Source organism: Emcibacter nanhaiensis (assembly GCF_006385175.1).
GTDB classification, from domain to species: domain Bacteria; phylum Pseudomonadota; class Alphaproteobacteria; order Sphingomonadales; family Emcibacteraceae; genus Emcibacter; species Emcibacter nanhaiensis.
Window position 1 is genome coordinate 305,113 of sequence record NZ_VFIY01000015.1, and the last position, 22,364, is coordinate 327,476.

The window sequence follows — 22,364 nt, forward strand, 5'->3', positions numbered from 1 at the left end:
GGGAAGACGATAACTGGAGAGCAATAAATGTCTTTGCCGACTGCCCATGAGGATACCTTTGCGCGCGACCATCTTCCTGCACCGGAAGCGTGGCCCGATTTTCTTTTTGAACTCCCCGAACTTCAGTATCCCGACAGGCTTAATGCGGCGGCGGAACTGCTGGACCGGCATATCCGGAGCGACGACGGGAACCGGGCCGCGCTGATTTTTGAAGACCGGCAATGGAGCTATGCGCAGCTGGCGGACAAGGCCAGCCAGATTGCCAACGTACTGGTCCGGGATATGGGGCTTGTGCCGGGCAACCGGGTGCTGTTGCGCGGTTTCAACAATCCGATGATGGTGGCGGCCTGGTTCGCGGTGCTCAAGGCCGGCGGCATTGCGGTGGCGACCATGCCGATGCTGCGGGCCCGCGACCTGGACCCGATTGTGGAAAAAGCCCAAATCAGTCATGCTCTGTGTGATGAGCGGCTTGCCGACGATCTGGAAAAGGTGGCGGCCTCCCGGGACTGCCTGGCGGAAAGGGGTTACTTCACGGCGCTGGGTGACGGGGGCACCCCGTTCGACAAGCTGGTTGCCAGACGGTCGAAGAAATTCGATCCTCTGCCGACCCTGTCCGATGACGTGGCGCTGATTGCCTTTACCAGCGGCACCACCGGCAAACCCAAGGGCACGGTGCATTTCCACCGCGATATCATGTCCATGTGCCATTGCGTGGGCCGGGGCCTGCTGGGGCTGAAAGCGGAAGACCGGGTGATCGGCAGTCCGCCGATCGCCTTTACCTTCGGGCTCGGGGCGCTTGTCACCTTCCCGCTGCAGGCGGGGGCGGCCAGCATCCTGCTGGAAAACGGCACCCCGCCCAATCTGGCCCGGGCCATCGAACAGTACCGGGCAACCTGGTGTTTCACCGCGCCGACCGCTTACCGGGCCATACTGGGGGAAATCGGCGGTGTGGATCTGTCGAGCCTGAAAAACTGTGTGTCGGCCGGCGAACACCTGCCGCTGCCGGTGTTTGAAGACTGGAAAAAAGCGACCGGCATTTCCCTGATCAACGGCCTCGGCTCCACGGAAATGATCCATATCTTCATCTCCGCCGCTGGCAAGGAGATCCGGCCGGGGGCCACCGGCAAGGCCATCCGCGGCTATGAGGCGCGGGTCGTGGACGAGAGGATGCAGGATGTACCGGTCGGCGAGACCGGCAAGCTGGCGGTGCGCGGCCCGACCGGTTGCCGCTATCTGGAGGATGAACGGCAAAAGGTCTATGTGCGGGACGGCTGGAACCTGACCGGCGATGCCTACCGAATGGACCAAGACGGATATTTCTGGTTCATGGCCCGCACCGACGACCTCATTGTCTCCTCCGGCTACAACATCAGCGGACCGGAAGTGGAAGAGGTGCTGCTGAGCCATCCGGCGGTCAGGGAATGCGCGGTGGTCGGCGTCCCCGATGACAAGCGGGGACAGATTGTGAAGGCTTTTGTCGTTCCGGCCGAGCCCTACCAGGGATGCAGCAAGCTTGTGCTGGCCCTGCAGGATCATGTAAAGGAACATATAGCGCCCTATAAATATCCGCGGGAGGTTGCCTTTCTCGACTCTTTGCCGAAGACCGAGACGGGCAAGATCCAGCGATTTAAACTCAAGGAACTTTAGGTCCGGCGGGAAACACGCAGGACAGGATGACTGGAGCAACAGATGCAGAATTTCTTTGTCAAAATCAAATGCGAACTGGGCAAAGCCTATGAGGTCGCCGCCGCCCTGGTCGACCGCCTCGAGGACAAGGTGGAGGAAGTCTATTCCATCTCCGGCGAATTTGACCTGATCATGAAAATCAGGCTCGAAGAGGACGAGGATGTGGGCCAGTTCGTCAACGAACATGTCCATGCCATCGACGGAATCAAGGACACTTTTACCCTGATCGCTTTCAAGGCCTTTAAATAAACCTTCCCGCAGAATTCGTCATTCCCCTGTCATAAAATCCATTGATATGGATCAGTGAAAACAGGGGCGTGTCCCTGTATGACATCACCCAAGATGGAATTGAAGGTGACCAGATGACGGTTCTGAGAAAAAACAAGGATTTTACGGCTGACAATTTGAAGACGGGACCGGCCCGCAAGCCGCGCCTGCCGAGGTATACAAGTTATCCGACGGCCCTGCAGTTTGATGTTCTGGACGGACGGGAGCATAGCTCCTGGCTCCGGGCGCTTCCGGATGACGAAGCGGTCAGCCTCTATTTCCATATTCCTTTCTGTGACCAGCTGTGCTGGTTCTGCGGCTGTTATACCCATATTTCCAACAAGTATGAACCGGTTGAAAAATATTTGCAGACACTGTTGCAGGAACTGGCCTGGACGTCTTCCCGGACCGGGCGGCGCAAGGTCAGCCATATCCATTTTGGCGGCGGCAGCCCGACCATCCTGGAAGCGAATGACTTTGATCGCCTGATGCAGGCCATTGGCGAGGCCTATGAAATCCTGCCCGATGCGGAAATCGCCGTCGAGGTCGATCCCAGGACCTTGAGCCTGGAAAAAGTGGTGGCCTATGGCCGCTGCGGCGTGAACCGGGTCTCCATGGGAATCCAGGATTTTGACGAGAAGGTCCAGAAAACCATCAATCGCATTCAGACCACTGAGCTGATTGAAACCTGCCTTGGCTGGTTTCGGGCCTCCGGGATTGATAACATCAATTTCGATCTGATTTACGGACTGCCCAACCAGACCCAGGCCACCATCCGGGAAACCGTCCTGCAGACTGTGTTCTACCGGCCGTCCCGTATCGCCCTGTTCGGTTATGCCCATGTGCCGTGGATGAAAAAACACCAGGCCATGATCAATGCGGAGACCCTGCCCGGACAGGCGCAACGCCAGGCCATGTTTGACCTGGCGCGCCAGACATTGCTGGACTGCGGTTATCAGGCCATCGGCCTGGATCATTTTGCCCTGCCTGGTGACAGTCTGCTCGAGGCTTATGAAGAGGGCGCTTTGCGCCGCAATTTCCAGGGTTATACCGCCGATGTGGCGGATACCCTGATCGGTTTCGGCGCGTCGGCCATCAGCTCCCTGCCGGGCGGCTATGCCCAGAATACGACTGATATGCGGGTTTACCGCCAGCGGATCGACGCCGGGGAAAGCCCGGTGGTGCGCGGCGTGGCGGTGACGGCTGAGGACCGCCTGGTGCGCCAGCTTATTTCGGACCTGATGTGTTTCCAGCAGGTGGATCTGGAAGCCCGGGCCCGCGAATTCGGATTATCTCCGGAGTTTCATCGTGAACTCAATGCCTTGGAAGAGCTGATTCGGGCCAGTTATATGGAGAGAGATGGGTCCATATACCGCATCACGGAAGCCGGTCGGCCTTATCTCAGGGCGATTTGCTCCGTCTTTGACCGTTACCTGCCGGCCAACTTTGTGGAACGTCCCGATATTCTCTATCGCTGCCTGCATGAAAGCGAAGGTTGAGGCGCACTCAGTCACTGGATGAGTCTTCGGCCCGGCCGGTGAGTTTGGTGATCAGTCGGTCCAGATCCTGTTTTTCTTCGTCATCGAGGGCATTGAGCAAGACAGACTCATAATCCCGGACCAGCGGTTCGATCTGATTGTAGGTCTCGCGGCCCTTGTCGGACAGGTTCAGGATCGACCGCCGCCGGTCTTCCCGGGCATAGCTGCGCTCAACCAGGCCTTTGTCGAGAAGGCTGTTTACGGCCCGGCTGACCGCCACTTTGTCGAGCGCTGTTTTGTCCGCCACTTCGGCGGCGGAAATATCCGGGAAGCGGTTGAGATGAGCGAGAACCTTCCATTCCGGCGGCGCAATGCCGAATTTTTCGCTATAGATGGTCGCCAGCCTGCGACCGACGATATTGGACAGATACGACAGGCGGTAAGGCAGAAATTTTTCCAGCAGGAGAGGGCTGTTATTATCGTTGTTCATACTTTAGAATTTGTTCCAGTATATATTTCTTGAATTAAGTTACAAATGTAACTATAATGCTTCCCCGTAGGGAGTGCAGAAGAAAGTTACCATTCTTTACAGGTTCAGGCATCACATTTTTTGACCGGCACACAGGGCTGTGCCGGGGACGTGATATAACTGCCGGCTTTCTGTCACTCAAACTGAAATTCCGGAAAAAGGACAGGATATGAAAAACTGGATTGGATTTCCGCATCGTGAAGGCGAACATTCCCGACAGGCCCATGTGGATCTGCCGGAAGGCACCTATGAGCGGGAAATGGGCAAGGAAGGCTTTTTCGGCCCGGCCTCCCATCTTTACCACAAGAATATTCCGACCGGCTGGAGCAGCTTTGAAGGCCCGTTGCAGCCCCATGCCTTTGACACCAACCTTTTGCACGACTTCGGTTCATCGCCGTGGGATGCGAAGATGATGATTTCCAACGCCCATATGAAATTCCGGGTCTGGAAAACCTCCGGCAAGATGGATCATCTGGTGCGCAATGCCGACGGGGACGACCTGCTTTTCGTCCACAATGGTGGCGGCGAGCTGTTTTGCGACTTCGGTCACCTGACCTTTGAGGCCGGCGATTATATCGTCCTGCCGCGCGGCACCATGTGGCGCATCGAAGCCAGCGAGCCCTGCGAGATCGTGATGGTGGAAGCCACCAACAGCAGCTATCAGTTGCCGGAAAAGGGCATGGTCGGCCCGCACGCCATCTTCGATCCGGCGGTGCTCGACGTGCCGGCCATCGACGCCGCGTTCGAGGCTCAGCAGGGCAATGACGAATGGCGGGTGGTGGTCAAGGCGAGAGACCAGTTCAGCACCATCACCTATCCGTTCAATCCGCTGGATGCGGCGGGCTGGAAAGGCGACCTGGCGGTGGTGCGTGTCAATGTGCGCGACATCCGTCCGCTGATGAGCCATCGCTATCATCTGCCGCCGAGCGCCCATACCACCTTTGTGGCCGGCCGGTTTGTGGTCTGTACCTTTGCCCCGCGGCCGATCGAAAGCGATCCGGGCGCCCTGAAGGTGCCCTTCTATCACAGCAATGACGATTACGACGAGATCATCTTCTATCATCGCGGCGACTTCTTCAGCCGGGACAATATCGACCAGGGTATGGTCACCTTCCATCCCTACGGTTTCACCCATGGCCCCCACCCCAAGGCGTTCAAGGCCGGGGAAAAAGCGGCGCGCAAGGAAACCGATGAATATGCCATGATGATCGACACCCGCGATCCGGTGGAAATGAGCGAAGACGCCTACAGCGTGGAAAATAAAGATTATGTGAACAGCTGGAAAAGCCACGACTAGGCTGTCATACTGAATAGAATTGAACAGGGAATAACTTATGAAACTTGCATCACTGAAATCAGGCCGCGACGGCAAGCTCGTCGTGGTCAACCGCGACCTGACCAAGGCGGCTTCCGCCGAAGCCGTGGCCTCGACCATGCAGATGGCGCTCGACCACTGGGCCGATGCCGAGCCCAAGCTGAAGGCGATCTATGACGACCTGAACGCTGGTAAGATCGAGGGTTTTGATTTCGACCCGGCCGAATGCGATGCGCCGCTGCCGCGCGCCTATCACTGGGCCGACGGGTCCGCCTATGTGACCCATGTGGAACTGGTGCGCAAGGCCCGCGGGGCGGAACTGCCGGCCACCTTCTGGGAAGACCCGCTGATCTATATGGGGGCATCAGATGCCTTCATTGGGCCGCGTGATCCGATCGAAATGGAAAGCGAAGACTGGGGTATCGATTTCGAGGCCGAACTCGCCGTCATCACCGATGACGTGCCGGCCGGCGTCGGTCCGGCCCAGGGGCTGGAACATATCAAGCTGATCACCATTCTCAATGACGTGTCGCTGCGGAACCTGATTCCGGGGGAGCTGGCCAAGCAGTTTGGCTTCTATCAATCCAAACCGCATACCGCCTTTGCCCCGGTGTTTGTCACCCCCGACGAGCTGGGCGACGCCTGGAAGGACGGCAAGGTGCATCTGCCGCTGCATGCCACGCTGAACGGCATCAAGATCGGCTCCCCCAATGCCGGTGTGGACATGACGTTCGACTTCGGCAGGCTGATTTCCCACGTGGCCAAATCCCGCGGTCTGGAGGCCGGCACCGTGATCGGTTCCGGCACCATTTCCAACCAGGGCTCCAAGGACGGTTCCTGCTGCCTGGCGGAAGTGCGCTGCCTGGAAACCATTGCCGACGGCAAACCGAGCACACCGTTCATGAGCTTTGGCGATCGGATCGAGATTGAAATGTTCGATGCGGACGGCAAAACCATCTTCGGCAAGATCGACCAGGTGGTCAAACAGTACCACCCGCCGCGCTAAACACGATCAAGGGAGACAGCGATGCTTGCGCTTTACGGCTATTACCGATCCTCCGCCGCCTACCGACTGCGGATTGCCCTCAATCTCAAGGGGCTGGAGTATGAAAATATCCCGGTCTCCCTGCTCGCCGGTGAACACCGCAACGAAGAGTATCTCAAGCTCAATGCCCAGGGGCTGGTGCCGGCGCTGAAAGACGGCGGCCTGACCCTGGGCCAGTCCATGGCGATCCTGGAATATCTGGAAGAAACCCGGCCGGAAGTGCCGCTGCTGCCGGCTGATGCGGCGGGACGGGCCCGGGTGCGCCAGATCGCCAATATCATTGCCTGTGACATCCATCCGCTCGATAACCTCAGGGTGCTGAAATACCTCAAAGGAGACCTCGGCATTTCCGACGAGGCCAAGGAAATCTGGTATCGCCACTGGATCAGGCTCGGCTTCGAGGCCATCGAGGCCATGCTGCAGGACGGTGCCAGCGGTCGTTATTGCCACGGCGATACGCCGACCATGGCCGAGGCCTGCCTGATCCCGCAGCTGTATAACGCCCGTCGCTTTAATACCCCGCTTGACGAGTTCCCGACCATTCTCAGGATCGAGGAACTGTGCAATTCCCAGGACCCGTTCATCCGGGCCCTGCCGGAAAACCAGCCCGACGCCAGCTGATTCTGCATAAAAGGCTGGCATTCCGGCCGCCTTTTGCGTATTCTGAATTAAAACGATCGTTTTATTCGAGAATTAATGGGAGTGCAGCATGAAAAACCTGTTCGATATTTCCGGCAAGACCGCTGTGATCACCGGCGGTTCGCGCGGGATCGGGGCCATGATCGCCCGCGGGTTTGTGGAATATGGGGTGAAGACCTATATCTGTTCCCGCAAACTGGAGCAGTGCGAGGCGACGGTGGAGGAGCTCAGCAAATATGGTGAAATCATCGGCCTGCAGGCGGATCTGTCGACCATGGAAGGGGTGACCGCGTTTGCCGACCAGATCAAGGAACGGGAAGACAGCCTGGATATCCTGATCAACAATGCCGGGGCCGCCTGGGGCGCGCCGCTGGAGGAGTTTCCGGAAGCCGGCTGGGACAAGGTCATGGACACCAATGTCAAAGGCGTGTTCTTCCTGACCCAGAAGCTGTTGCCGCTGCTGAAAAAAGCCGGCAGCGCCGAGGACCCGGCCCGGGTGGTCAATGTGGGCAGCGTCGACGGTCTGCATGTGCCGGACCCGGAAACCTACAGCTATTCCGCCAGCAAGGCGGCGGTGCTGCACATGACCCGGGTGCTGGCCAAGAGGCTGGCCCGGGACCATATCAATGTCACCGCCATCGCCCCCGGACCGTTCCCCAGCGCCATGACCAAGGGCCTGTTCGAAGCTGTCGGTGTGGATAAAATCACCGACGAAGTTCCGCTGGGAAGGATTGGCACGCCCGAGGATATGGCGGGCGTCGCCATTTACCTGTGCAGCCGGGCCGGGGCCTATGTCACCGGCGAGCATGTCACCGTCGACGGCGGCTGGGCCACGACAGTTTAACGCTGGCCCTTACAGCCGGGGCAGGACCGCCAGCAGCGCATCCAGACTGGCTTTGCCCAGTTTGGCCGAGCGGTCCGGCGACCAGCCGGTCTCCGGATAAGGGGTCTTTTCCGTATCCTTGAACGGCATCTCCAGGGTCATGGACACCGCATTATAGCGGTGGGCCAGCTGGTTGGTGGCCATGGTCAGGTTGGCCTTGCCCGGCGCGGATTTGGGATAGCCCACCTCGGTCTGGAAATCGGGCGAAATCCTTGCCAGCTGGTCCATAAATTCATAAGCCAGGTCAAGCTGGGATTCGTCGATGTCGGGGATGCCCTCGAAACAGGCAATGAAGTTATAGGGTAGGGCCTCGTCACCGTGCACGTCCAGCACCAGATCAATTCCGGTCTCATCCATTTTGCCGCGCACATACGCCACTTCCGGCTCGCTGCTGAAATCCGGATCTTCCCACACCCGGTTGAGGTTGACGCCGGCCGCATTGGTGCGCAAATGGCCGCGGCGGCTGCCGTCCGGATTCATATTCGGCACCGCATAGAAGACGCATTTGTCCAGCAGGGTGCGGCTGACCGGGTCATTGTCGTCCAGCAGCCGTTCCAGCATGCCTTCCATGAACCATTCGGCCATGGTCTCACCCGGATGCTGGCGGGCGATATACCAGATGACTTTTTTATCCTCGCCCTGTTGGTTTTTGGGGGTGCCGATGGTCAGCAGGTCCATGTCCTGGCCGTCCAGGGTTTCGCCGATGGTATGGAGCGCGACTTTTTCGTCGGCGGCGCAGCGGGCGATCAGGTCATGGTGCCGTTCCATGCTGTAAGGCGCGAAATAGGCATAATAAACGCAGTCGGTTTCCGGCACATGGTGGATCACCAGCGAGCCGTCCTTGTAAACGGTACTGACCCGGAACCAGTTCTTCCGGTCATAGGAGGCGACGGCCTGGTAATTTTCCCAACCTTGGGGATAGGCGGCGTTTTCCACGTCCTCGATGCTCAGCGCGCAGAGCTGGCCCTTGGCGCCGGTCATGCGGAAATAGAACCACTGGAAAAAGTCCGACTTGTTATCCTTGTGGATATGCAGACGGATGTTGGACGGATTTTCCGCCTCGATCACTTCAATATTGCCGCCGTCAAAGTCGCTGCTGATCTTCATTGGTTATCCCCGCGTGTTGAATCACTTTTACTGCAGGGATATTTACACGGCTTCGCCTCCGGAGGGAAGTGCTGAGCGGGAGGAAAATGGATTCCTGCGGCAAGACAGGGGATTGGCGGAATCTTTTTCGGACCGGAAAAGATTGTATAAAATATTTGTCTGTTTTATGGTTTTGACTTTGCAACAGCGTGACAGCCCCGGCCAATTCTGCCAGACTGTGCGCTGTTTGTGTAAATGAGAGCTCTAAATAGCGCCTTAAAATATCAAGGGGAAGAAAATGTCCGTCGGAAGAAATCTTCTGTTCAAGTTCATCGGGGGGATGCGTAAATGACGTCAGTTACAGGTAACCTGCGCGAAGGATCCCAGCAGCGGGAGTTCCTCGGCCATCCCATCGGCCTGGGGGTGTGTTTTCTCACCGAGATGTGGGAGCGTTTTTCCTATTACGGCATGCGCACCATTCTGGTGCTGTATCTGGTCAAGTACCACCTGTTCAGCACCGAAAAGGCCAGTCTGATCTACGGCGCCTATGCCGGTCTGGTTTATATGATGCCGATCATCGGCGGTTACATGGCCGACCGTTATCTGGGCAGCCGCAAGGCGGTCACCTTTGGTGCGCTGCTGCTGGTGGCGGGGCACGGACTGATGGCGTTCCACGGACCGCAGTCCTATCTGGACGGCGATGTGGTGGTTCGGGATGAGTTCTACCTGAATATCTTTTTCCTGGCCCTGGCCCTGATCATTACCGGGGTCGGGTTCCTGAAAGCCAATATTTCCACCATTGTCGGGGCGCTGTACGGGCCCAATGACCCGCGCCGGGATGGCGGTTTCTCCATCTTCTATATGGGCATCAACCTCGGCTCCGTGATTGCGACCGCTTTGGTTGGCTATGTGGGCGAAGTACATGGCTGGAGTTATGGTTTTGGCCTCGCCGGTATCGGCATGCTGTTCGGCCTCCTGGTGTTCCTGTGGGGGCAACGCCTGCTGGATGGCCGGGCTGAGCCATCAAATCCGGCGGTGCTCAAGGAAAAATCACCGATCGGCATCAACAAGGAATGGACCATCTACCTGTTCGGCCTGGCTCTTGTCGCGGCCAGCTGGATCATGATGCAGTATCAGGACCTGGTCGGCGGTGTACTCTATTTTGTCGGTCCGTTGATGATCGCGATCATGATTTTCTACGGCGTCACCCAGTGTACCAAGGTGGAGCGGGAACGCCTGTTTGTGGCCGCTTTCCTGATCACCATCCAGTCGGTGTTCTGGGCCCTGTTCGAACAGCAGGCGGCCAGCCTGACCCTGCTGGCCGACGAGCAGTTCGATCTCAATTTCCTCGGCATGACCTGGCTGCCGTCACAGGTGCAGCTGATGAACCCGCTGTTTATCGTGCTGTTTGCCCCGGTTCTGGCCTGGCTCTGGGTCGCCCTGTCCAACAAGGGCTGGGAACCGTCGACACCGGCCAAATTCGGCATTGCCATGCTGCTGATCGGCCTTGGCTATGTGGTGTTCTCCTGGGGCATGAGCCTGGATGACAGCACCAGCAAGAGCTTCCTGTGGATGGTCTTCATCTATCTGTCCCTGACCCTCGCCGAGCTGTGCCTGAGCCCGGTCGGCCTGTCCATGGTCACCAAGCTCAGCGTGCACAAAATCGTCGGCATGGTGATGGGGACCTGGTTCCTGTGGACCGCCATGGGTAACTTTGTCGCCGGGGTGATCAGTAGCTGGACCGGCAGCGGCGGTCACGGCGGTGAAGGCGGTAACCTGGACGTGGTTGCGACCATGGAGGTCTATACCAACATCGGCCTGATCAGCGTCGGCGTCGGGGTCTTTATCCTGGTGCTGACCCCGCTGATGAAGAAATATATGCACGGCGTCCATTAGAAGACGGTCTGCGCTATGTGAGGAAATGCCGCCTCCTTCGGGGCGGCATTTTTTTATGAGCTTTCCAGTTCCTCGCGCAGCATTTCGAGCTCGAGCCATTCTTCCTCTTTGGCGGCGAGCTCGGTCTGTGACTTTTCAAGGTCCTTGCTGAGCAGGGCAAAACCGTCCGGGTCCTTGCTGTAGAAATCCGGCTCGCCCAGCTTGGCTTCCACCTTGGCAATGCGCTGTTCCAGCGCTGCCATCTCCCCCGGCAGCTTGGCAAGGCGATCCTTGTGCTTGAAGCTGAGCTTATTGCTTTCCCGTTTGACCGGTCTGGCGGCTTCTGTTTTTTGGGCCTTGGCCGGCTCCGCTTCGGGTTGCGGCGCCACGTCGCCGCGCTGGCGCAGGTAATCCTGATAGCCGCCGGCATATTCAGTGACCTTGCCGTCGCCTTCCATGACAATGGTCGAGGTGACGATGCGGTCGAGGAAATCACGGTCGTGGCTGACCAGCAGCAGGGTGCCATCATAGTCGTTGAGGGTTTCCTGCAGCAAATCCAGCGTATCCATATCCAGGTCATTGGTCGGCTCGTCGAGGATCAGGAAATTGGTGGGTTGGGCCAGGGTCTTGGCCAGCAGCAGCCGGTTGCGTTCGCCGCCGCTCAGCGCCCCCACCTGGGTATGGGCCTGCCCGGCGTCAAACAGGAAGTCCTTCATATAGGAAATAATATGCTTGGAGTGTCCCCGCACCATGATGTGGTCGCCGCCATCGGAGAGCGTCTCCCACACGGTGTTGGTGTCTTTCAGCAGGCCGCGCTGCTGGTCGAGGTAGGTGGGCTCCAGGTTGGTGCCGAGCTTGACCGTGCCCTGGTCAGGCTCGATCTCCTTGGTCAGAATCTTGAGCAGGGTGGATTTGCCGGCGCCGTTGGGGCCGATAATGCCGATGCGGTCACCGCGCAGGATGCGGAGCGAGAAATCCCGGAGGATCACCTTGTCGCCAAAGGATTTATAGACCTTGCGGGCCTCGATCACTTTCTTGCCGCTGGTTTTGCCGCTGTCGGTCTCGAGCTTGACCTGGCCGGTTTCTTTAATCTGTTTGGCCCGTTCTTCCCTGAGCGCCCACAGCGCCCGCATGCGGCCCATGTTGCGTTTGCGCCGGGCGGTGATGCCCTTGTGCGACCAGTCGGTTTCCTTCTCGATCAGCTTGTCGAGCTTGGCCCGCTCGATCCGTTCCTGCTCGAGAATGGTTTCGGCCCAGTCCTCGAAGTGGGCAAAGCCCTTGTCGAGCCGGCGCACCTTGCCGCGGTCGAGCCAGAAGGTGGTGTTGGTCAGATTGTTGAGGAAGGCGCGATCATGGCTGATGATCACCAGCGCGCCGCGAAACTCCTTCAGCCTGTCTTCCAGCCATTCAATGGTGGCGATGTCCAGATGGTTGGTCGGTTCGTCCAGGAGCAGGATGTCGGCCTCGCTGATCAGGGCGCGGGCGATGGCGGCACGGCGCCGCTCGCCGCCGGACAGATTGTGGGTCTCCAGGTCGGGACTGAGGCCGATGTCCTCCAGGATGATGTCGGCCTGGAAATGATCCTCGCTCGAAGCTTCCGGCAGGCCGGTGATCACATAGTCGTGCACCGTCTTCCACTGGCTCAGGTCCGGTTCCTGATGCAGGTAGGTGATATGGGTGCCGGGCTGGACGAACAGTTCGCCGCTGTCGGCTTCAACGCTGCCCGCGATCACTTTCATCAGGGTCGATTTGCCGGAGCCGTTGCGGCCCACCAGGCAGATACGGTCGCGCTCGCCGATATAAAGCTCCACTCCGTCAAACAGCGGGGTCGGGCCGTAGCGAAGGGCGATATCCTGCAATGTCAGTAACGGCGGCGCCATGAAATATCCTGTCAGTAAGTTTGCCTCTTCTAGCGCGACAAGGGGCCGGTTCGCAAGTGGTAAACTTTGCTCTCGCTATTGTGATCAGCTGTTAATGGCGGGGTAAGGAAGGAGCAGCTAGGATATGATCCAACGTGAAACAGAGGCCGTAGTATTATTATGTTGATCAAAACGCCGAAGTCCTATGAGCTGAAAGAAAATGACACCACCTCCCAGCGCGATTACCTCAATCGCCGGGATTTTTTGCGCGACCTCTCCCGGGCCGGCCTGATGGCCGGGGCGGCGAGCCTGGTGCCTGCCGGGGCGCAGGCAGTGGAGCGGGGCGAAAAGTTTCAAAACCTGGAAGCGCAGCAGAATTTCGCCCCGGGTGAAAAGCCGACGCCCTACCAGGCGGTCACCACCTATAATAATTTCTATGAATTCGGCACCGGCAAGGATGATCCGGCGAAAAACGCCCATACCCTGCGGCCGCGTCCCTGGACCGTGGAAGTGGGCGGCCATGTGGAAAAGCCCGGTGCCTATGATGTGGATGATCTGATCCGGGACAGCCATCTTGAGGATCGCATTTACCGCCATCGCTGTGTCGAGGCCTGGTCCATGGTGATTCCCTGGGTCGGTATTCCGCTGGCGGACCTGATCAAGCGCTTTGAGCCGACCTCGAAGGCCAAATATGTGCGGTTTGAAACCTTGGAGGACCGGGAGCAGATGCCGGGCCAACGCCGCCGGGTCATGAACTGGCCCTATGTGGAAGGCCTGACCATGGCCGAGGCCATGAACCCCCTGACCCTGATGGCAGTGGGCCTCTACGGCGAAGTGCTGCCCAATCAGAACGGCGCGCCGATCCGGCTGGTGGTGCCGTGGAAATATGGCTTTAAGGGCATCAAATCCATCGTCAGGATCGACTTTGTCGACCGCCAGCCGCTCAACAGCTGGCAGGAACTGGCGCCCCATGAATATGGCTTCTACGCCAATGTGGACCCCACTGTGGATCATCCCCGCTGGTCCCAGGCCAAGGAACGGCGCATCGGCGAATTTTTCCGCCGCGACACCCTGCCGTTCAACGGCTACGCGGAGGACGTGGCGCATCTGTACGCGGGCATGGACCCGAAAAAGCTCTATTGATTATGAAATATGAAAAACCGTTGCGCGCGGTCCTGCATATTCTCTGTCTGCTGCCGTTCGCCTGGATCCTGTGGCAGCTGTGGCTGATGTTCAATTATCAGCCGCACCAGCTCACCGCCAACCCGTTCCAGTATATCAACCAGTATACCGGCGACTGGACCATCCGGATTCTGCTGGCCAGCCTAGCGGTCACGCCGCTGCGCAAGCTCACCAAAAAGAACTGGCTGATCAAATGGCGCCGGCCGCTGGGGCTTTATGCCTTCTTCTACGGCCTGCTGCACCTCGGCAACTATGTGGTGCTGGATCATTTCTTTGACTGGACAGTGATCTGGCAGGATCTGGTCAAACGCCCGGCCATGACCTTCGGCATGCTGGCCCTGTTCCTGATGGTCCCCCTAGCGGTGACGTCGACCAAAAAGATGATCCGCCGCCTGGGCCGGTCCTGGCCCCGGCTGCACCGGCTGGTCTACCCGATTGCCATTCTGGCGGTCATCCACAACATCATGATGGTCAAGGCCGACCTGAGGCAGCCCCTGATCCATCTGTCGATACTGCTGTTGCTGCTGGGCTACCGGATTTACGTCAAATATCGACCAAGGCTTGTGAAACGGCTGTCCTTCTCCTAATCTTCTGTTATGAGACAGGCAACCACACAGTTAAGGTTTGAAACCGGCGGGCGCGGGCTTTACGACGTGACCTCATCCCTGTCGCGCTGGCTTGCTGAGCAGAATATTCATGAGGGACTATTTACCGTCCACATCAGGCATACCTCGGCGTCGCTGGTGATTCAGGAAAATGCCGATCCGGATGTCTGTCATGACCTGGATAATTTTCTCTGTCGGCTGGTGCCGGAAAATGACCCCCATTACCGTCATGTGATGGAAGGGCCGGATGATATGCCGGCGCATATCCGCGCCGCTCTGACCCAGAGTCAGGTCTCCCTGCCGGTGATTGACGGGCGACTGGCGCTCGGCACCTGGCAGGGAGTTTATATTTTTGAACATCGGCGCCGGGGCCACAGCCGGACCCTGGCGCTGCATGTGATGGGCGACTAGGCCCTAGAAGTCATACAGCAGGCCGGCCCGGGCAATGGTGTCCGTGGTGTCACGGTCGGCCGGGGCGTCCTTGTCATAAAAGACATCAAAAGAGAACTTGCTGCTCAGGGCGCCGTTGATTTTCACCTTCAGGGCATTCTTGGTTTCGAAGACCGTGCGGTCACCAAAGGTGATCTGGCTGTTGTTGCTGAACTCGCTGCGTTCATTGATAGCCCAGACAAATTCACTGGCGGCATACGCGTTCAGGCTGTCTTCGTAATCCGCACCTTCGGATTCCTTGGTGAACAGAACGGTAGGGCCGCCTTCCACATTCCACAGGAATTTTTCGGTTTCCATCAGGCGGTAACCGGCACCGGCGTTGACGGTAATTCGTTCACGGAAGGAACCGAACTGGTCATTCTGATAGCCGGTGAAGCCGGTCAGGTACATATGTTTGGAAAAATCGTAGTCCAGCTTGTAGGACAGGCCCCAGCGCTGGCGGTCCTTGACCCCGGAGTTTTTGTTGAAATCAAAATAACCGGCAATCTTGCTGTGGTATTTGCCCTTGTCCCGTTTCATCTTGGCGCCGACACCGAACGACTGCTGGTCGGTGTTGCCGGAGGAGGTCAGGACATTGAGGTCCACCTCACCGTCCCAGCCGCTGAGACTGAAATAGGGGTGCTTGGCTTCCGGGTTCTTGACCGGCGGCTTCGGACGCATCGGTTCGGCCGCGGCGAGGATTTCTTCCTTCTGGTCCGGGTTGGCGGCCAGCACCACATCCAGGACGGTCTGGAATTTCGCGCCGTCGTTGCTGTTGGCGGCCTGTTCCAGGATCGCCATGACAGCGGGGTCAACGGCGGCCAGGGCAATGGAGGGACCAGCCAGCATGACAGGGACGAATGCTGTCAATGCCAGGGTCTTCACGAATTTTTTCATTGTTTCGTGTCTTTCTGTGTTTGAGTAGGAGATTGGATACTTATTCTTTTGTGTACGTCAGATAAAAACTGAGGGGTACCGCCGTACTGATCGACGGCAGTCCTGCCAGTTCCTGTAGCTTCTGAAGCCCGGAAAGTAAATCAAAATCCTCGGCATCCAGGAAAATAAGTTCATGGGGGACAACCATGACACGATTATCCCCGAGACGCGTCACCACAAGCTCGCATTCCACATTTTTGCGCTGGCCATGCAGTTCCAGCACCAGGCTGGTCTCAAGAAGCTGGCTGGCGCCGATTTCCATGTCTTGGAACTGGCCAAGATCAATCTGGCCGCTCAGGGTCGCCACCGGATACATGCCGGTCTGGAACAGGAATTTGCGGATCCGTTCGTTGCGGATATCGACCCAGGTTTCCACCGAGGCGAGATCGACCGTCAGGCTGATTTCACCGCCGTCGCTGATCCGGCTGTCGATGGTGGCAAAATGGTTGCTTTCGCCAATGGTGTTCTTCTTGACTGAGCCGAAGGAAAGATGTGAATTTTCCCCGTCCAGAAGCCATTCGGCATGTGCCTGGCTGCCGAAGGTGAGCAGAAGGAGAATGCTGAGAAAGTAAGTGGAGAGTTTCATTTTTCGGGCCCTGAGGTTGAATGTGTATTACCGGAATCTAACGTCCGGGGTCATCGGTTGCAAGGATATATGAATCGAGCCGCCGCTATAAAAAACGGGCCGGAAGTAATTTTCCGGCCCGAAGTTGTGCAGTAGGCACAGGATTGAATGAACAGCCGGATCAGGCGTAAAAATTCTCGCCTTTTTCCGCCTTGTCCCGCAGCAGCGCCGGCGGCGAAAACTGGGGCCCGAAACGATTGGCCAGCTTGTCGGCTTCGGCGAGGAATTCTTTGACGCCGATGGTGTCGACCATGCTGAGCGGGCCGCCGGTCCAGGGGGCAAAGCCCCAGCCGAAGATGGCGCCGATGTCGGCATCTTCCGGGGCAAGCAGCACGCCTTCTTCCAGACAGCGGATCACTTCGATGGCCTGGCGGTACATCAGTCGCTTGGTGACTTCTTCCTGGCTCGGCTGTTCGTCGGCGAGCGGGAAATGCTCAGACAGGCCCGGCCACAGGTACTTCTTGCCGTCTTCGGGATATTCATAGAAGCCGTGGCCGTTTTTCTTGCCTTTGCGGTCCAGTTCCTTGTACAGCACCTCGATCACCTTGTCGGACGGCTGGGCGACATATTTGTCGCCGAGCGCCTTCTTGGTGGCGGTGCCCACGTGATAGCTCAGCTCCAGGCTGACTTCGTCGGCCACGGCCAGCGGGCCGACGGCCATGCCGGCATAAACGCCGCAGTTTTCGATCAGCGCCGGCTTGACGCCTTCGGCGATCATGTTGGAGGCTTCCTGGACGTAGGTGCCGAAGCAGCGGCTGGTATAAAAGCCGCGGCTGTCATTGACCACGATCGGGGTTTTCCTGATCTGGGCCACATAATCCAGCGCCTTGGCCAGGGCCACATCGCCGGTGTTCTCGCCGAGGATGATCTCCACCAGCGGCATCTTGTCCACAGGCGAGAAGAAATGGATGCCGATGAACTGGTCTTCCCGGGCGCTGGCCTTGGCCAGCTGGGTGATCGGCAGGGTGGAGGTGTTGGAGCCGTAGATGCAGCTTTCCGGCACCACGGCTTCGGTCTTGGCGGTCACATCCGCCTTGACGTCAACATCTTCCAGCACCGCCTCGATGATCAGGTCGCAGCCTTCCAGGTCCGCGTACTCGGTGGTCGGCTTGATCAGGCCGAGGATGCCGTCGGCCTTTTCCTGGCTCATCTTCCGCCGTTTGACCGCCTTTTCCAGAAGGCCGGTGGAATAGGACTTGCCTTTCTCGGCCGCTTCCATGGTCATGTCGAGCAAAATCACCTCGATCCCGGCCATAGCGGAGACATAGGCAATGCCGGCCCCCATCATGCCGGCCCCGAGCATGCCCAGCTTTTTGGTTTTCATCTCGGGCTGGTCCTTGGGACGGCGGGCGCCTTTTTCCGCCGCCTGTTTGTTGACAAACAGGGTGCGGATCATGTTGGGCGCCACATCGCCGAGCAGCAGGTCGCAGAAATATTTGCTCTCCACCACCAGGGCCTTGTCCATGGGCAACTGATGGCCTTCATAGACGCAGGACAGGATGTTCAGCGTCGCCGGATAATTGCCCTTGGTTTCCTTTTTGGTCATGGCCGGGGCGCCGATGAAGGTCTGGACGATATTGGGATCATAAACCCCTGAACCGCCCGGGATCTTGAACTTCTTGCTGTCCCAGGGCTGTTCCGCCTTGCCGCCGTCGAGGATCCATTTCTTCGCCGCCGCGACAATTTCGTCAGCCGGGACCACCTGCTGGATGACGCCGAAACCGAGCGCTTCCTGCGGCTTCATATTCTTGCCCTGCAGCAGATATTGCAGCGACATCTGGATGCCCATCAGGCGCGGCAGGCGCTGGGTGCCGCCGCCGCCGGGCAGCAGCCCGACCATCACTTCCGGAAGGCCGAGGTTGATCTTGGGATTGTCGGCCACGACCCGGTGATGACAGGCGAGGATGATTTCCAGCCCGCCGCCCATGGCGACGCCGTTGACGGCCGCCGCAACCGGCTTGCCGCAGGTCTCCAGCTTGCGCAGGGTACTGCTCAGGCTGAAGGCCTGCCTGAACAGTTCTTCCGGGCTCACTTTATCGACCATGGCGGTCATGCCGAGCATCATTTCCAGGTCGGCGCCGGCGACAAAGCCGCTGTCCTTGGCGGAGCTGATCACGGCGCCCTTGATGGTGTCGTCAGAGGCGATTTTGTCGATCAGGCCGTCCAAGTCGCTGATAAATTCCTGGGTGATGACATTCATGGACTTGCCGGGAACGTCAATGGCCAGCAGGGCGATGCCGTCGCTATCAATGTCGAATTTGATGGTGTTGGTCATTGTCCTGTCTCCCTTACACGCGTTCAATGATGGTGGCGGTGGCCATGCCGCCGGCCACGCACAGGGTGGCGAGCGCCGTCGATTTGTCAGCCCGCTCCATTTCATCCAGGGCGGTGCCGAGGATCATGGCGCCGGTCGCGCCCAAGGGATGGCCCATGGCGATGGCGCCGCCGTTGACGTTGACGTCTTCGGTGCCAAGGCCCAGTTCCTGACAGAAGCGCAGCACCACGGAGGCAAAGGCCTCGTTGATTTCCCAGACGTCGATGTCGGAGACGTTCATGCCGGCGCGGGCCAGCGCCTTGCGGGCACTCTCGCCGGGGCCGGACAGCATGATGGTGGGATCAATGCCCACATCGGCAAAGCCGATCATTTTCGCCCGCGGTTTGAGGCCGAGCCTTTCGCCCATTTCCCTGGTGCCGATCAGCATGCCTGAGGCGCCGTCGACGATGCCGGAGCTGTTGCCGGCGTGATGGATGTGGGTCATGCTCTCGATTTCCGGATATTTCTGCAGGGCGACACTGTCAAAACCGATCGCGCCCATATCAACGAAGGACGGCTTGAGGCCGGCCAGGTCTTCAGTGGTCGCTTCCGGACGCATATGCTCGTCATGGTCCAGCAGGGTAATGCCGAGTTGGTCCTTGATCGGGATAACGGAGTTCTTGAAATGGCCGTTGTCCCAGGCGGCCTTGGCCCGTTTCTGGCTGAGGATGGCATAGGCGTCGCATTCCTCGCGCGAGAAGCCGTATTTGGTGGCGATCAGGTCGGCGCTGATGCCCTGCAGTACAAAGCCGACCTTGTTGGAGACCTGGGGATCGAACAGCCAGGCACCGCCGTCAAAACCCATCTGCACCCGCGACATGCTCTCGACCCCGCCGCCGACCATCAGGTCGGCCTGGCCGGCCATTACCCGGGCGGCGGCATAGTTGACGGCCACCAGCGCGGAAGCGCAAAAGCGATTGACATGCATGCCGGGCACCGCGTCGCCATAGTCCGCCATATAGGCGGCGAAGCGGCCGACATTGCCGCCCTGTTCGCCGACGGCGGTGACACAGCCGGCCACCACATCGTCCACCAGGGCCGGATCAAAGTCATTGCGTTCCTTGAGGGCCGCCAGCACCTGGGACAGCAGGTTGACCGGCGTCACCTCATGCAGGCTGCCGTCTTTCTTCCCCCGGCCGCGGGGACTTCTTACATGATCGTAAATATAGGCTTCAGTCATTTTCGAATCCTCGTTGCTTGGGAAATGGATTAGAAGGCTTCTGCATCAAGGGCCATCACCGGTTCGGCACCGGCCTCGACCTTGGCGCGGAGCGCCGCGGTTTCCGGCAGCATATGGGTGAAGAAGAAGTCGGCGGTGACGATCTTGTTCTTCAGGAAGGCTTCATTGCCTTCGCCGGCGGCCAGCATTTCCTGGGCTTTCTTCGCCATGTCGGCCCAAAAATAGCCCATGGTCACCAGCGCCATCAGGTTCAGGTAGTAATGGGCGGAGGCGCCGGCATTGTCCGGATTGGCCATGCCGTTCTGCATCAGCCACATGGTGGCGGCCTGCTGGCGTCCCAGCGCTTTTTCCAGCGGGGCGAGATATTTTTCCAGCTCGGCGTTGCCTTTGTTTTCCTCGATAAAGGAGTGGATCATGGCGAAATAGGCCTTGACCGGCTCGCCGCCCTTGGCCGGCAGCTTGCGGCCGACCAGGTCCATGGCCTGCACGCCGTTGGTGCCTTCATAAATCGGGGCAATGCGGCTGTCGCGCAGATATTGCTCCATGCCCCATTCCTGGATGTAGCCATGGCCGCCATAGCACTGCAGCGCCCGGCTGGCCGCTTCCACGCCCTGGTCGGTCATGTAGGATTTGATCACCGGGGTCATCAGCGCCAGCATGTCTTCGGCCTGCTCGCGAACTTTTTCGTCCGGATGGTGAATGGCCATGTCGAGCTGGACACCGGTCCACATGGCATAGGCGCGCGCCCCTTCGATAAAGGCCCGGTTGGTCATCAGCATGCGGCGCACGTCCGGGTGCACAATGATCGGGTCGGCCTTGCCCTCCGGATTTTTCGGTCCGGTGAGGGACCGGCCCTGGATGCGGTCCTTGGCATAATCCACGGCATTCTGCTGGGAGACTTCGGCGATCGCGAGGCCCTGCAGGCCGACGCCGAGACGGGCCTCGTTCATCATGGTGAACATGGCGCGCATGCCCTTGTTTTCCTCGCCGATCAGGTAGCCGGTGGCGCCGTCATAGTTGAGCACGCAGGTGGCATTGGAATGAATGCCCATTTTATGTTCGATGGAGCCGCAGGACACGCCATTTTGCTCGCCCAGGCTGCCGTCTTCGTTGACCATGACCTTGGGCACGATGAACAGGCTGATGCCCTTGGTGCCTTCCGGGGCGCCGACCACGCGGGCCAGCACCAGATGAATGATATTTTCCGTCAGGTCATGTTCGCCGGCGGAGATGAAGATTTTGGTGCCGGAAATCTTGTAGGTGCCGTCGGCCTGAGGTTCGGCCTTGGTCCGCAGCATGCCGAGATCGGTACCACAGTGGGGTTCGGTCAGGTTCATGGTGGCTGACCACTCGCCGGTCATCATTTTCGGCAGGTAAGTGGCTTTCTGTTCGTCGCTACCCCAGTGCAGGATGGATTCGGTGGCACCCTTGGTCAGGCCGGAATACATGGCAAAGCCCCAGTTGGAGGCGACCATCATTTCGCTGAGGGCAAGCCCCAGAATCTGCGGCATGCCCTGTCCGCCGTATTCCGGAGTGCCGGTCAGGCCCTGCCAGCCGCCTTCCACATATTGCGCATAGGCTTCCCTGAAGCCCTTGGGGGTGGTGACCACGCCATCGTCCCAGCTGCAGCCTTCCTGATCACCGGACTGGTTCAGTGGGAAGAACACATTTTCTGTCAGCTTTGCGGCTTCTTCCAGGATCGCGTCAATCATGTCGGGGGTCGCTTCCTGAAAGCAGGGCAGGGTGCTGTATTGCTGCAGATTCAGATAGTCGTGCATGAGAAATTTCATGTCTTCCACGGGGGCGTTGTACCTAGGCATGTTTGCGGTCTCCTACTTCCTTGATATTTTGTTTCGTCATCCAGTCCTCGACGGACTCGATGATGTTTTTCAGTTCTTCAATTGTTTCGTCGATGTCTTTTTTCTGCTGTTCGAGGGTTTCAATACGCTCACGGCAGGCGTCCAGGGTAATCTGACCCTGTTTTATTTTCCCGCCTTCCTCGTAATACAGGTCCAGGACTTCAGCCATGTCAGCAATACTGAAACCGACCCGTTTTCCCCGCATGATCCAGGCGAGCCGGGCTCTGTCCGCTGTGGAATAGATCCGGCTCTGTCCTTCCCGTTTCGGGGAAATCAGTTTCTGGTCTTCGTAAAAGCGCAACGTCCGGGGGGTAATTCCAAATTCCTCGGACAGCTCAGATATGGAGTATGTGGGCTTTTTTTTGTTCATCAAAACTGTTCCGGTTTTTGTCGAAATGCAACTTGACACATGATGGCTTCTGGGGCGGCATCATAGTTTACGTTTACGTAAGGGTCAACAAAAAATAAAACGATCGTTTCATTTTTTATGCAAAGGCAATTTGCAGCCTAAAATCACGAAACAATGAAGAATTCACTATAAATAGGGGCAGTTTTTGTTTAGGATTTAGATA

The 22,364-nt window shown here is 58.4% G+C and carries 20 protein-coding genes; 11 read left to right on the forward strand and 9 right to left on the reverse strand.

The window, feature by feature from the left end; all coding sequences use genetic code 11:
- Positions 1-27: 27 nt before the first annotated feature.
- The 3 genes from FIV46_RS13370 to hemN all read left to right on the forward strand — a co-directional run bounded on the left by FIV46_RS13370 (position 28) and on the right by hemN (position 3,452).
- Positions 28-1,647 (forward strand): AMP-binding protein, encoded by a 1,620-nt coding sequence (locus tag FIV46_RS13370; RefSeq protein WP_139941432.1) that lies wholly within the window; start codon positions 28-30, stop codon positions 1,645-1,647.
- 42 nt (positions 1,648-1,689) lie between these two features.
- Positions 1,690-1,935 carry an Lrp/AsnC ligand binding domain-containing protein gene (locus FIV46_RS13375; protein WP_139941433.1) on the forward strand — a complete coding sequence of 82 codons (246 nt, stop codon included), beginning with the start codon at positions 1,690-1,692 and terminating at the stop codon, positions 1,933-1,935.
- A gap of 113 nt (positions 1,936-2,048) precedes the next feature.
- The gene (gene hemN, locus FIV46_RS13380; protein WP_139941434.1) at positions 2,049-3,452 is read left to right on the forward strand and encodes an oxygen-independent coproporphyrinogen III oxidase; all 1,404 of its coding nucleotides are present in this window, start codon (positions 2,049-2,051) and stop codon (positions 3,450-3,452) included.
- A 7-nt stretch (positions 3,453-3,459) separates the two neighbouring features.
- On the opposite strand, the gene FIV46_RS13385 is transcribed toward hemN, so the two are convergent.
- Positions 3,460-3,921 (reverse strand): MarR family winged helix-turn-helix transcriptional regulator, encoded by a 462-nt coding sequence (locus FIV46_RS13385; RefSeq protein WP_139941435.1) that lies wholly within the window; start codon positions 3,919-3,921, stop codon positions 3,460-3,462.
- Between the two features lie 208 nt (positions 3,922-4,129).
- Between FIV46_RS13385 and FIV46_RS13390 the strand changes: the two genes are divergently transcribed.
- The 4 genes from FIV46_RS13390 (at position 4,130) to FIV46_RS13405 (ending at position 7,803) form a co-directional block, all read left to right on the forward strand.
- Entirely contained in the window at positions 4,130-5,257 is a 1,128-nt protein-coding gene (locus FIV46_RS13390) for a homogentisate 1,2-dioxygenase (protein WP_139941436.1), read from the forward strand.
- Between the two features lie 37 nt (positions 5,258-5,294).
- The gene (locus FIV46_RS13395) at positions 5,295-6,281 is read left to right on the forward strand and encodes a fumarylacetoacetate hydrolase family protein (protein WP_139941437.1); all 987 of its coding nucleotides are present in this window, start codon (positions 5,295-5,297) and stop codon (positions 6,279-6,281) included.
- Positions 6,282-6,302: 21 nt separating this feature from the next.
- Positions 6,303-6,941 (forward strand): maleylacetoacetate isomerase, encoded by a 639-nt coding sequence (gene maiA, locus FIV46_RS13400; RefSeq protein WP_139941438.1) that lies wholly within the window; start codon positions 6,303-6,305, stop codon positions 6,939-6,941.
- Between the two features lie 88 nt (positions 6,942-7,029).
- A complete protein-coding gene (locus FIV46_RS13405) occupies positions 7,030-7,803 on the forward strand; it encodes an SDR family NAD(P)-dependent oxidoreductase (RefSeq protein ID WP_139941439.1) in 774 nt (257 codons plus the stop codon).
- A 9-nt stretch (positions 7,804-7,812) separates the two neighbouring features.
- Here the strand turns inward: FIV46_RS13405 and FIV46_RS13410 are convergent, their stop codons facing one another.
- Positions 7,813-8,949 carry a M14 family metallopeptidase gene (locus FIV46_RS13410; protein ID WP_139941440.1) on the reverse strand — a complete coding sequence of 379 codons (1,137 nt, stop codon included), beginning with the start codon at positions 8,947-8,949 and terminating at the stop codon, positions 7,813-7,815.
- Between the two features lie 327 nt (positions 8,950-9,276).
- On the opposite strand from FIV46_RS13410, the gene FIV46_RS13415 reads away from it, so the two are divergent.
- A complete protein-coding gene (locus FIV46_RS13415) occupies positions 9,277-10,824 on the forward strand; it encodes a peptide MFS transporter (protein WP_139941441.1) in 1,548 nt (515 codons plus the stop codon).
- A gap of 53 nt (positions 10,825-10,877) precedes the next feature.
- On the opposite strand, the gene FIV46_RS13420 is transcribed toward FIV46_RS13415, so the two are convergent.
- Positions 10,878-12,683 (reverse strand): ABC-F family ATP-binding cassette domain-containing protein, encoded by a 1,806-nt coding sequence (locus FIV46_RS13420; protein ID WP_139941442.1) that lies wholly within the window; start codon positions 12,681-12,683, stop codon positions 10,878-10,880.
- Positions 12,684-12,842: 159 nt separating this feature from the next.
- On the opposite strand from FIV46_RS13420, the gene msrP reads away from it, so the two are divergent.
- The 3 genes from msrP to FIV46_RS13435 are packed head-to-tail and all read left to right on the forward strand — an operon-like array spanning position 12,843 to position 14,860.
- Positions 12,843-13,805: a protein-methionine-sulfoxide reductase catalytic subunit MsrP gene (gene msrP, locus FIV46_RS13425; protein ID WP_139941443.1), complete on the forward strand. Its 963-nt coding sequence runs from the start codon at positions 12,843-12,845 to the stop codon at positions 13,803-13,805.
- Positions 13,806-13,807: 2 nt separating this feature from the next.
- A complete protein-coding gene (locus FIV46_RS13430; RefSeq protein ID WP_139941444.1) occupies positions 13,808-14,431 on the forward strand; it encodes a protein-methionine-sulfoxide reductase heme-binding subunit MsrQ in 624 nt (207 codons plus the stop codon).
- A gap of 9 nt (positions 14,432-14,440) precedes the next feature.
- Positions 14,441-14,860, forward strand: coding sequence for a secondary thiamine-phosphate synthase enzyme YjbQ (locus FIV46_RS13435; RefSeq protein ID WP_139941445.1), 420 nt, complete (start codon positions 14,441-14,443; stop codon positions 14,858-14,860).
- Between the two features lie 3 nt (positions 14,861-14,863).
- Here FIV46_RS13435 and FIV46_RS13440 read toward each other — a convergent pair whose 3' ends face one another.
- The 6 genes from FIV46_RS13440 to FIV46_RS13465 form a co-directional block, all read right to left on the reverse strand.
- Positions 14,864-15,775: a DUF481 domain-containing protein gene (locus FIV46_RS13440; RefSeq protein WP_139941446.1), complete on the reverse strand. Its 912-nt coding sequence runs from the start codon at positions 15,773-15,775 to the stop codon at positions 14,864-14,866.
- Positions 15,776-15,815: 40 nt separating this feature from the next.
- Positions 15,816-16,400, reverse strand: a complete 585-nt coding sequence (locus FIV46_RS13445) for a YceI family protein (protein WP_139941447.1) — start codon at positions 16,398-16,400, stop codon at positions 15,816-15,818.
- 160 nt (positions 16,401-16,560) lie between these two features.
- Positions 16,561-18,714, reverse strand: a complete 2,154-nt coding sequence (locus FIV46_RS13450) for a 3-hydroxyacyl-CoA dehydrogenase NAD-binding domain-containing protein (RefSeq protein ID WP_139941448.1) — start codon at positions 18,712-18,714, stop codon at positions 16,561-16,563.
- A gap of 13 nt (positions 18,715-18,727) precedes the next feature.
- On the reverse strand, positions 18,728-19,933 hold the full coding sequence (locus FIV46_RS13455) for an acetyl-CoA C-acetyltransferase (protein ID WP_139941449.1): 1,206 nt from the start codon (positions 19,931-19,933) through the stop codon (positions 18,728-18,730).
- Between the two features lie 29 nt (positions 19,934-19,962).
- Positions 19,963-21,753, reverse strand: coding sequence for an acyl-CoA dehydrogenase C-terminal domain-containing protein (locus FIV46_RS13460; RefSeq protein ID WP_139941450.1), 1,791 nt, complete (start codon positions 21,751-21,753; stop codon positions 19,963-19,965).
- Positions 21,746-22,162, reverse strand: a complete 417-nt coding sequence (locus FIV46_RS13465; RefSeq protein ID WP_139941451.1) for a MerR family transcriptional regulator — start codon at positions 22,160-22,162, stop codon at positions 21,746-21,748. The genes FIV46_RS13460 and FIV46_RS13465 overlap by 8 nt, the downstream gene beginning before the upstream one ends.
- Positions 22,163-22,364: the final 202 nt, after the last annotated feature.